The 12,996-nt window shown below is 56.6% G+C and carries 1 protein-coding gene (only partly in view); it reads left to right on the forward strand.

Translation table 11 applies throughout. The features are described from left to right. Positions 1-12,996: part of an inositol monophosphatase family protein coding region (locus tag Q8Q08_00405; GenBank protein MDP2652474.1), annotated on the forward strand (this coding region is incomplete at its 3' end). 129,754 nt of the annotated region lie to the left of the window's left edge; the window shows 12,996 of its 142,750 annotated nt.

Raw genomic sequence — 12,996 nt, forward strand, 5'->3', positions numbered from 1 at the left:
ATGAGGCCCATGAATTTGAAATCGGCCTGGCCAACGACGGGACCGGCCGCAAGAAAGAGCATGAAGGCGTGAAGGGCGTGGAAGATCCCGTGTTCAGGATCCCGAACGGCCGCAACGGCAAGGCGGCGGACATCTTTGTCCGCACGCGTCTGGTGAAAACGCAGACCCACATGACCGAGACCATCAACGACGTCGGATTTGAAGAGGTCGGATTCCTCGAAGGCATGGGCATGGAGGGTCAGCGGCCGGTCGAAAGAAAATACAGCCAGATCAACACCTGGTTCAACGAACTGCTGGAGACGCTGAATCCGGGAGACGTGGTGTTCTTCGGGCCCGGCAGCTTCCTCACCTCCCTGATGCCGCACTTCATGGTGGAGGAATTCATCCACAAATTGCGCATGGTCCGCCAGAAGGGCGTCAGTATCGTGTTCTTCAACAACGGCACGCAGGACAATGAAACGATCCACATGCCGTTCTATGACTTGACGAAGATTTTCTATGACGTGACCGGATATCATCTGGAGCATTTGTTTGCCTACATTGTGATGGAACGGTTTGGTCCGCTGGAATTGATGCCGGATCTGGAAAAACGCCTGGCCGAACTGGAGCTGGAAAGGGCGTCGGAGATGAAGGACAACCCTCTGGCTGCTGCCGAGGCGCTGGCCGAACAATTGTGGAAATTGTTGGCCGCCGCAATGGAACGGGATCCGGCTGCCGTCAATAAATTCCCCGTGCTGATCCAATACGGCCGGCAGGCCCTTGAGGAAACCGGCCATACGGCGGATTCGATGCTGGACATGGAAAATGAAGAGGCGTGGAAAGCGGCTGTCCATAAACTGGCGGAATTGATTGACACGGTTTACCGTGTGCGGCCGCAGTTGATCCGTACCGACCCCGGCGCCGCGTCGGAAGCGGCCAAAGAGGCCGTGGGGCCGTTTGTTCTGACCGCCGAGGACCGAAAGAAACTCGCCGAGATCAAGGCCATCGAAGTGTCGATGCTGGTCCACCGGAATGTGCCTAAGCGTGAGCCGGGCAAATTCACCACCCGTCCGCTTTATGACACCGGGATTGTCGCGGAAATCATCTCCCAGATTGTCTTCGGTCGCGCCCAGCCGAATCCCGCCATGAAACAGAGCGGCCCGATTCCGTCGAGCGCGATCGGCAGGACGAACGGCGATCAACCGTCTTCCCGAAACGGTAACCGGCAGACAACCAACGGCCAGGCCGGGGAAACCCAGCCGTATTCACAGCTTCCCGTGCCCGCCGATCAGCATGCCGCAGCCGTCGCGCAGTACGGCAACCAGACGGTCGCCAAGGTTAAGGTGACCGTGAACGGTGATCAGGTGGGCGTGGTTATCGAAGAAGGCCGGTTGCAGGGCAACTGGGAGACGGTGATTGTTGAGCAGGTGAGGAAGTTGCTGAAGCTCCAGCGCGCTCCTCCGGCATTCACGGTGCCGGCCGAGTTTACGGTGATCGTCACGACCGAAACCGGGACCGGCCGTTTGGTCGCTTCCCCCGAAGGCACGCCATACGTGGCCGCCGCACAGATCGAAACCCAGACCGTCCTGTTCCATCCGCATTACTTCGAACAGTCCGAATCCAAGCAACTTGAGATCCTCTACCACGAACTGATCAGCCATATCGCCAAAGGCATTGAGAATGAAGCCGCCACGCAGGCCGATACCAGGGTGTTTATGGACTTGCATAACAGAAAGCAAGCCAATCCTATCCAACCTTTGGTCATCAATCCGGAACTTAAACAATTTGTCATCAAGGTCTTTTCGAAACGTTATACGGCTTGGGGTTTACCGGTTGACCTGGCCGAGCGCATTATCAATGTGTTGACAGAGCATGCGGCTGATCCGGGACAGGCGCGTCAAGCCGTATACCATTCGGTCATTAATTTTAAAGAAGATAGACAATGGCAGGAGGCTTATAGCAGATATAAGGCGCAGATAAAATATGCGACTTCTTATGTCTATGTGGCGTCTCGGCTGAGGCAATTGCCCGCAGGCTCTGTCGTTCTCGACTTTGGTGCCGGCAATAACGTATTTGGCATGATGATGGCGAAGAACTTTTCTCACCTGCGGGTCATGGGAACGGATATCTATGATTATCATGAAACAACCGATCTCCCGAACCTTGAATTTATTGCGCAGCCCGATTCAAGGCATCTGCCTCCGGAAATCGAAAATGAATCCGTTGATCTTATCACCTTGAACGCTGTGGCCCATCATATCCCGTCCGCCGATTTTGACGATGTGGTTAAAGAATTGTCCCGTGTTCTCAAACCCAACGGGAGAATTATTTTCATTGAAGATACTTATTCCTTGGCGCTTCCAGCCAGCGCCGAGGCCGACCAGGAATTGACAGATGCATTTCTGGCCATGGTCCGGAAGCACGGACCGGGGTTCGCTCAGGATTTCCTGACCTTCAACGATTGGTACAGCAATATTCTTGCACAAAAGTTGGATGCGATGTCAATGCCATATGCTTTCAGATCCATGGAAGAATGGCAAGCAGCATTAGCAGCCCAGGGATTTGAGAAAGTGGAATTACGGCACGTCGGATTCCTGCGACAGACATTTCATCTCCCTTCCATGGGAGTGATCGAAGTCATCAAGAATCAAGGCGAAATCAAAGCGACCGTCATCGAAAACGGGCGCCGTGATGCCGGTGAAGTCAGTCGAAACGCTCCGGCCCCGGCCGTACTGGCCCAGAAGCGGGCCCTTGTTCTGCTGACCATGTTCTTTGCCTTTGCCGTCGTCCAATTGGCAGCGGGTCTCTTGGGTATGGGATCGCTGTCCCTGGCCGGAGCGGCCATCTTTGTGGTCTTTGTGATCCTGACGATCGGCTATGCCAAAAGCGGTCTTCACATCCAAGTTACTAAAGACGTCAAGTCCCGCGCCAGCGAGCAGAGCCCGCGAAGAGGCGTTGTCAAGCTTCTGGCGGCCAGCCTGGTTCCGATCGTAACGATTGTCTTGTCCCTCTTCCTGGGCGACGCTTACGTGGCCTTGATCCATTCGTCCCTCGTGGCCGGCATCATCGTCAAGATCCTTCTCGGCGCCGTCACTCGAGGATTGGGATACTTCTTGAAACAGGCCCTGCGCGGCAATGTTCTCGATGGGCAAGTCTTGACCCTGTGGATGAAAGCGGGGGCGTTCTTCTATGGAGTCGTGGTTTTCGGGATGTTCTATCCCGCGATCCGGTACTTTGGTTTGAGCCCGTTGGAGGCGGCCCTTGTGGATCTTCTGGTCTTTACGCCTTTGGTCCGCCTGCCGTTCAACATCGTGAGCCGTTTGAAGTATATCGAGCCCACCGCGGAAAGCCGGCAAACGGCCGTCTGGGACACCCTCAAGATGCCGTTCACCAGTAAGAAGAAATTCAACTCGTTCCTCAAGATGTATGGGAGCCAGGTCGCCATCTGGTTCCCGATTTTGGTTATCGGCTGGAGTTACTGGCCGGAGCATATGGACATTGTGACGGTCAACGCCAATGTCCTTTGGTCGGCGCTCATGATCGATCTGATGGACCGCTGGGGATTGAACGGCAACGGGTTGAACGGCTCAAACGGCCATCGCGCTATCCCTGCGTCCCGCGAGAACAGCGGGTTCTACGGGAATGTGACGAAGGAGATGGAAGAGGACATCAACCGGGCGACCGACATGCAACTTTTTGACACGATCCGGTCGCTGAAGCAGACTTGGCCGGTCGAGGCCGGCGACATCAAGGGGATCCGGTTCCGGATTTTCAACCTGCAGGCGATCGAGCAGTTCCGCTCCAGCGAGCAGTTCATCTGGGGACGCGTGCGCGACGGATGGGTCGAGGTGTATTTCTCATCGGAGCAGATTTACGATCAGATCTTCGGGCATTTCCGTGAGGATTTTGATCTGGCCCTGCAGGTCATCGCCTTCCATGAGTGGGTAGAGGCCCGGCTGATCGGCCAGGGGATGGCCGCGGCGGAAGCCCATCGGCGCGCCAGGGAAGAGACAGAACAGATCGCCGCGTTCACCAATGTTAACTACCGCCTCGAGTATATCACGGACACGGTGCTGGATGTCAACCGGCAGCGTTTGTACAAGAATGTTGTTTACGTCGGCAAGGAAGACCTCGAGGACATTCATCGCCGCGTTTTGAAGCGCCAGAAGCTTTTGGAGGGCATCCGGTTTGAGTGGGTGAACAACCCGGATATCAAGCGTCATGCGGCCATCCCCGACCTGCTGAACGAAATGGAAGGCCGCCGGCTCCGCAACGGCGAGAACAATTGGGAGCCGGAAAGCCGCGAAGAGATGACCAAGTGGGTCCTCGACCGGTCTGTCTCGACCAGTTACCAGATCGGTTTCGTGCTGGATGAGGTCCTCAAGAACGCCTTTGATGCGCATACCAGTTACGGCCCGGGCGCGATCATGTTCTCGGTGTACCGTCAGGAGGACAAACTGGTCATCGACGTTCACGACGCCGGCGTGGGTGTGGACTTCCGCTACACGAAGGTCGTCAAGAAGCTGCAGTGGAACGTCATTTCGCAATTCGATCCGAGTGTCTTTAAGTTCTTTGAGCGGGAGGGCGGCCAGCATATCGGAGTCCTGTGGTCGCAGATCACGCTGATGCTGCACGGCGGATGGATGGAGTTCCTGCCCGGCCAGCTGCCCGGCTACAGGACCACGGTACGGATCATCGTGCCGGCGGACGAGATCCTCGTCAAGAAGATCTACGGTCCTGAAGACGCCGAGAAGTCGGTTGTCTTCCCGATAGACATCAGCAATCATTACAATTTAAAGAGCTTTGTCCCGGTCAAGGTCACGAAAGCGGCCGTCGAGGCGCAGGACCGCGTCCAGGCGGTGGCAACCCTGGATGTCACCGTCAGGTTTGACGGCCGCGACGTTCAGGTTGCCTTGCCGGCGGCCATCGCGAATTTGAGTTCCCGGGAAACGGCCGCCCTGGATAAAGCCATCCAATTCGGATTCGAGCAGCGCCGCGCGGATATGGAGCGCGACCTGGCCATGGCCAAGGTCCGGGACGGGAAAACGGACGCTGTCGAATACCGCATCGAGGTCCAGATCCATCCGGATGAGGATTTCCTGTTCGAGCGCGTCGGCAAGGCCACGTTCCGCATGCCGTATGCTGCGGTTCGGGTCCCTGCCGCGTTCCGCAGAGACACGGAATATGCGTTGGCGATGGATGAGGCTCTGAAATTCATGTTCGCGCGCGGGATCAAGGATATGTGGAACCCCGAAGATTTCAGCGACGGATACGCGGACATCGCGAACTGGCTGCATGCCGATGAACACCGGGCTATGACAGCGTCTTTGGACTATGTCCTGGTGACGAATGTCAACGCGGGCCGGATGGTGGCCCTGCCGGAGATGTTGACCCGGCCGCTGGTCAGCCATCAGGTGATCCATTCCGGCGCGGCCCCGCTCTTTATTCGCGATACCGAGAACAATAAGAGTACTGTTCCCGCCCATGTGTTTGTTCCGGAATACGGCTGGACGCTGGTGGCACCCATCACTACGGAAGGCCCGCTGTTCATGGCGATCCCGGCGGCCATGCTGGCCGGGACAAAGTGGGCCGTGCTTGGTGGAACGCTGTTCAATCAGCAGCCCATCGGAGCCATGGTCATCTGGAAAGAAGGGGAAGGGTCCTTTGAAGATCTGGTGAACGGGTTGTTCGGTGTCATGACACTTTACGGGGTCACGGTCAAGTGGCTGTGGACCTCCCGCGAGGACGTCCCGTCCGGAGACTTGGCCTTCAAGTTCGTCGATGCCTGGAATTATGACCAGATCAAGGGCCGGATCTCCGACAGGAGCAAAACCGTCAACCCGTCGTCTCTGGTGGACGCTGCTCTTGATTACCTGATCTTCGATGTCCGCGGCCATGTGTTGGCCAGGAGGACCATGCCGGCCGGATTGCCTGCGCCGTCACCGGCGGAGCGGGGGAATGTTTCTATCATCGAGAATATTCACATGCTGCTTAAGAAGGCCGGCAACTTTAATCCGGAATTGATGGATCTGGACGGCGGCCGGCTGAAGAGCAAGCAGACCCGGGCAGTCAAGGGCCGTCCGGTGACCCTGCGCCTGATCGCCAACCGTCCGGATCTGACCGGCAGCCGGACGGTTGTTTTCCACTCCAACGTCCAGTCGAAGGAACGTTGGGAAGACGACCGGAACGTCCGCTTCGCCGGGAACGTCAAAGGCCGGGCCGTGTATGAGATCACTGTTGTTCCGGAACATGATTTTGAGTATACCTTCGCATTTGTGAACGAGCGCGGCCGGGTCCAGTGGATCAGCCGTTACAGCGATAACGGCGTGGTCAAGGTGGCAGAGGCGCCTTCAACTTCTACGGCCCTCCCGATGGTTGAACCGTTCCAAATTCTGTTCATGGCCGGACTCGTCATCTCCGGCGGCTGGCTGGCCGTGCTGGCCCTGTCCGTCTTTGCCGTGGCCCTGGGCATTGCCGCCGTCCTGATCAGTTTGAACGCGCGGCTGCAGGAACTGGCCGCCAATGACGTGAAGTCGATCCGCGCCGGACCGTGGTATGACCTGCATCCGGTCCTGACTTCCGTTGTTGTTGACGAGACCATGGACCGCGCGATCGGCTGGAACGCAAGCCGCGGCGCTTTCACCGTGAAGAGCCAGCTCATCAAAGAAGCCCTCGATACTCTTCATCCGATACACCAAAATATTCTTGTTCATCAGTTGAAGTTTGAGAAGTCCGGATTCTTCCGTCCGAAATGGAGAGTGACTTTAAGCTTTGTGCTGACCCCTGTGGCCATGGCCGCTTACGGCGCGGCCCTGACCCGCAAGCAGGTTCGGCGGTTGAAAGAGCTTTGGAAAGGCGAAGTGGACGTCAAGGTCTTCCGTCCGGGCGAGGACTTGAGCGGTTATGTGATGAACGAATTCAAGGGCGATAAGCGGCAGACGACATCCCAGGTTTATGCCGAGATTCGCGGGATCATGCAGAAGCGCTTGGATGAGAACATGCTGGCCGGCCGCGTGGCGGACCTATCGGAATGGATTGCCGGTCAGTCTGCCCAAGAGCCTGCGGCTGTCAAGATCGCCAAGGACGTCCTCGATGAACTGCCCGGCACCGATGGCCGCTGGGGACGGTTGATGAGCACGAGCCGGGCGCTGCTTGAAGCGGCGAACGGCGGTCATCCGGCTGCCGCGGCGGCGCGGGAAGCGCTGGATTGGGAAACCCGCCCTGAAAAACTTATTGAGGCCAGACGCCAGGAAATTGCGACCCGGAATGCCCGCGTGCAGGCGGTTTTAGGCCGGAAGACCGTCACGGCCGAAGGTCCTTTGCGCGGCTTTGACGGCGCCGGTTCCTCTCTTGATTTGCCTCGGTTCCAGTTTGAGTTGATCACATTCAAACCGGTCAAGAATCCTGTCAAGAGAGCGGCCCTCACGGCATGGTATTGGCTCACCGGCGGCGATCCGATGGATCGCCTGCCGTCCACGCCGACCGTGGCCAGCAAGTTCAGCGTGACGATCCGCTTTGAACGCGGCAGCAATCCTGAAGCGGTCGAATATGTGGCTCCGGATTACGGCATTCCAGTTGAGAGCCCGGTCAGAGTTACGGGTGAAACGCCGGTTGAAGAAGACGGCAATTATCATATGAAGAGCGCCACGGCCCTGATCTTCGGAGATCTCCTGGGGTTGAAGGGTGTCCGCATCGTCGTGGAGAAAATCGACCTGTTGGCCATGGCCGGCGGCATGGAATCTTCCAACGCCGCCATGGTGACCTTCCTGGCTGCCGCGGCGATTCTGCGCGAGGCAGGGTTGACCGAAGCCGATATCTTCAAGCTGGCCGTTGATATGGAGAACGATCTCCTGGGCGGGTTGACCGGAGGACAGGGACATATTTCCTTCCTGCTCGGCGGCGCCTGGCGTCATATCTGGACCCTGGGCAAATACGGCTGGTACGGCGCGATGTCCATGAAGCTGCTCAGTGAAGAACGGCTGAACCGGTTGTCCCGTCACATGGCCCTGGTCCAGGCCGGCGTCAAATTCCAGAACGCCAAGAAGATCGGCCATCGCGCGGCTTCCCTGACCAACACCATGTGGACTGATCTCCTGCGGGATGAAGACCCTGTCGGCCTTCCGCTGCACTTGAAGAAACCCGGCATCACCGGCCGCGCCACCCGCGCCCTGATGAACGGTGATTTCGGCACGGTGGCCGGGATGTTGAACAAATACGTTGATATCCGCGACGCGATCACCCGCCGCTGGCTGACGCTGGTTGTGGTCCGCCTGGCCGAGATCGTCCAGGGCAAGGCCGCGCCGGATTACGCCCTGCGCGTCCTGGCGGCCCTCGAGGAATATCCACAGCTCAAACAGCAATTGCTGCATTTCCGCAAACCAATATTTTCCCGGGCCAACGCGAATGTTGATGACTATGTCCGCCGGGTATTTGATCCGGAGCACCGGGACTACAGGCATCCTGACTATAAAGCCCTGCGCCAGATGTTCAAGGAATACGGGACGGGACTCAAGGACATCAGCCTTTACACCATGGATCCGATCGGTCGCCTGGCGAAGGAAGCCCGCCGCCACGGAATCGCGATCATGCCTCTGGGCGCGGGCGGTCCGGGCGCCAACCTGATCGCGGTTTCATCCAGGGGCCAGGGTGCCATGGAGGCCTTCTTCCGGACCATGGGCCTCAAAGAGATCAAGGAAAACGCCGCCGCAGGTGAGGAAGATTCGATCCTGACCATGGCGGAGGTTCGCGACATCATGACCCGGAAAGACGGCGTTGAGCGGGAGCTCAAGGGCTATCAGTGGTTCGAGGCCAGCGCCACCGGCTGGAAGTCCGAGGGCTTTGAAGAATCCGGCCTGCGTCTGCCCGCCAAGCCGCAGGACGCGGTCTACAATTTCTGGACCGGGGAATTCAATGTTCTGAAACGCCAGGGCGGCGAGTCCATGCCGGGCCCTGATGCATTAAGGCCTCTCATTGTCCCCTCGTTAGACAGACCGGAAATCTTGGACGCCATCGAAAAGGGAGTCACCAAGGCCTTTAATAAAAAGCAATCGGAATTCGAAAAGAGCGGCTTGGCCGTCGAAGAGTTTAAGGAAAAAATTCGGCAGAACATCAGGACCAGGGTGATGTCCCAGAATGAGAAGGCGTTGGCGCCTTTGAGCCAGGCCTTCCAGCGGCTTGAGAGATCCGGCCATGCAGAGATCAGCGTTATCCTGCAAGGTCTGTATCCGTCGGTTCTGCCGTACCTGATCGAAGGCGAGGCCGTGAGCCCTGTTCATCATATCGCCCATGTCGTGAACTTCATGACAGAGATCGCGGTCGGGGAAGGCTTGAACGCAATGGAAACCAAGCGGGTGGTTGTCGCCGCGCTGCTGCATGATATCGGTATAGCAAAAGCCGTTCTGCCCAAGGTCAGGGAGAGCGACATTGATAATGAGAAAGATGTGCAGGAAAAGGCGGCAATGATTGAACTGGCGGTTCGGTCAAGAAAAGAGCACATGGAATTGGGTGTTGGAATATCTGCCTCGCTTCTGCAGGAATATCGTGCCGCCCATGTCGGGGCCTTCACGAATGAGGATATCGAAGAAATCAGGCGCATTGTCGGCATTCACGATAATGTGAAGATCCCGACCCTGCCTGGACAGTTCGACGCAAAATGGCTTATCCGCCGCGATGATCGGCTGATGCAACTGCATTGGGAAGCCGACTCGTTGTGGATGCTTTCTGCGGACGGCATCCAGGTTGACATCGAATCCGCTGGAGAAAAGGCCAAGACCCCGATGTCCCAGTGGCTGTATAACGCTGATCTGCACCGTATTTCTGTCGGGCTGTTTGAAAAAGCATTCGGCCCGGCTGTCCAGGAATACGGATTCCGCGATGGATATCTTTACAGGTCCAAGACCGGTTTTGAAATCTTCCGCCGCTTGGAGCGGGAGGCCATGTATGAATATGGCTTTAAGCCGGCCACGGGTGAAATTGTCGATTTGTTAGCAGAAGGTGACCTGGTTCAGTTGGAAGCTAAGGGGATATCGAGAGCGCAAATGGGCGATTGGTATATTCCTGACCTTAAGAGGAACGGAGCCAGCGTTTCAACGAAGACAATTTGGGCTTTAGGCAGGCTGGGAGATCAGCGGGCGGCTCAGCCATTGTTGGAGTTGTTGCGCAATAAGCTTGATGGGAACAGGGATTTGTATGTATGGGATGCGTTGCTGGAGCTTCATGACATGAGCACACTGGGGCCGGTTCTCGAGAGCATGGGGTCGGAACACACCGCTCAAGAAGAATATCTGGAGAGATTTATCAGAGCGCTGCATATCGGTCCCCGGCAGACATTGGAGGTTTATTCGAAGCTTGCCAGAAATCAGAGAAAACATGTCCGCCTCCTGGCGATTGGGGGATTGGGGTCAGCCGATGCCGTGAGTGCGGCCAACCCGCTGATGGAATTATGGGATGATTCTGACAAGGATGTTCGTCAGCTGGCGTTGTGGGCGGTTGTCGAGTTGTTTGTGAAGTATATCAGGGAATTTGAATATTACGCTGTTGTGGCCCCTGAGAATCGGTCGATCCGCATGATCAGCCGGGAAGAAGACGGCCGCGAGATGTTATCCTGGGATATTACCGCCATAGAGCTGTCCCACGACTATTTTGGATTTAGAAACATGATCCTGGAACAATATGGGATGAGGCCGTATGAGGATTTGTTGGCCCGGCACGCCGAGCTTTCATCGCGTCAGGGACTTCCGACCACAGAAGGATTGTTGAATTTCATCGCAACGGCGGTGATCAGCGTCTTGATTCAAGAGAAGGGCTCAGAATTAGGGAAGGATCCCGCTGGAGTTCAGGACGACGTTTATAAGGCAGCCCAGGGTTATCGTAATACAGACAGTTACGTGCGGTCATCCTGGAATGGTTTTGTGGCCGGCAGACTTCAAGGTCAAGACGAATTCGAGATGGGTGTCCTGCAGATTTCTGGTTTCTGGCGCGGGGCGCAATCGGTTACAGTAGATACCAGCTTGTCAGAAAATGAATTTGTTCAAGCGTTGGAACAGTTTATTAAACAGGATTTTGCAACGTTGCGTAATGTTATGCGGATCATGCCTGATGCGGCAGGTGTGACCGAAACGAAACCGTTTGGATTTAAGGTTGTGGTGGCGATGAGCCTGGCGGATGGCGAATCATTGGCTGCCGGCGCCGATGCTTTGATGGCAGTTGTTGATGAGCGCACCCGTACAATTTACCTGCATCCAGATTATTTCCAGTGGGGCCTGAGAAGACGGCTGGGTATTCTTCACTATGCCTTGGTCAGCCGGTTGTTGAGCGGTCTTCAGGCCGGGACCCCCGCGATGTCCCGCACCGTCGTTTTCATGAATAAATTGAATGAGGAATGGGATCGAGAAGCGTCCTCCCTGGAGGAATCATTGGGCGTGGACGTAAGCAGATTGGGCGGACAGCAGTTGAAGGCATGGCATGGGAAGACGATGCATGCACTCCACATGTTGTCCAGCATCCACCCCGTTAAGGTATTGAGAATCCTCACTGAGAAAATGAGCGGGAAAACTGGCTTGGAAGAGCGCAAAGAGCATTTCTTTGCTCATCGCCATCTTAAGGTGGCTGTCCCGCGGCATCGTATTCACCCCCTTCTTTATGAGAATTATTACCAAGTCCGGAAAGAAGATGCCGCGTTTGAGGCCGATATCGCGAAGTTTATCCAGCGCCGCAGGTCAGGGCATGGCCTCTTTGTTGTCGGGATTGCCGCGGAATCAAGCGCCGGGAAGACCACGCTGGCCGAGCAATTGAGAGCCATCCTCTCAGCCCAGGGCCTGCGCGTTCGCACCGTAGAGCTGGATGGATATCTCAAGCCGCGCGCAATCAGAAAGAGCCAGGGGCTCTCTGGCCTTGACGGCATTGATATGGCGAAAGTCACGGGAGATTTCGGGGCGCTGCGTGAGCGCCGTCCGTTTATCCCATTCCGCTACGTCCCGGCTACGGGTGAGGTTGCGCCGGATGCTGCTATTGAACCGGCGGAATTAGACGTCCTGATCATTGAAGGGAATTATACATTTGTTCTTAAGGATGTCCTGGATAATCTTGATTTGCGTATTTATCTGGATGAAGACTTCCGCACCAGATTCTACACGCATTACCAGCGGGATATGCGCGAGCGAGGGTACACTTTTGAGACAAGCATCTGGAACGCGATTTTATCCCATCACGATACAACCCCGCACGTGATCCAGCATGCCGGGAAAGCGGATGTCATCATCAAACGTCAGGACGGACAAATCTGGTTCAGGAAAGATTTCCAGCTTTCAGGATCGGAAACATCTGATCCGTCGCGGCCTGTGCCGGGATACGCTATGCCGATCCGTCCGGCGGTCAATGATGAGGTCGAAAGACGCCTGCGGACGATGAACAAGACGGTCGATCAGTTGGACGCGATCCGGCTGGATTCGAACGAAGCCCAGCTGGCGCTGGCGTTCTTGCGCAATCACGGTTATGAGCGCATGGCTGAAAAGTTGCAGGCCATGATCGAGGCCGGTCTGGTCCGCGCCGGGCCGTTCCAGGGATTCCTGGCCACGGTGTATACGGCCGCGGACGGTGTTGAATACATCCTGCTTTCCAATTTTTCCAATTACTCTTATTACCTCACTGCAACACAAAAAGCCGCCAGCCTGGTTCATGAGATCGGCGCTGTTTCTCCGTTCAGTCAGACCAATCCTCACGCCGTTAATGAGAAGCGCGAGCAGGAATTCCTCATTGGCCAGGTCGGTGACCGCGATTTGGCGAAGGCCTTGCTGCGGCTCAAGACGCGCGGCAAGCCGATTGTGGCGGACCTGTCGTTGGAGGCGTTCCTGCCGATGCTGAAGGGCCGCGCGCAGCTGGCGCTGGCGAAGGGCGGGTTAGGGTTCCTGACGGGCGAGACGTGGGGGGCGTATTATCAGCTGAAGAGATTCGCGGCGGTGGCGGTGATGCCGCTGTACGAGCACTACGCGAAGCCGGAAGCGGGGATCTACGAGAAGA

It is taken from the genome of Candidatus Omnitrophota bacterium, assembly GCA_030688425.1.
Lineage (GTDB): Bacteria > Omnitrophota > Gorgyraeia > Zapsychrales > JANLHA01 > JAUYIB01.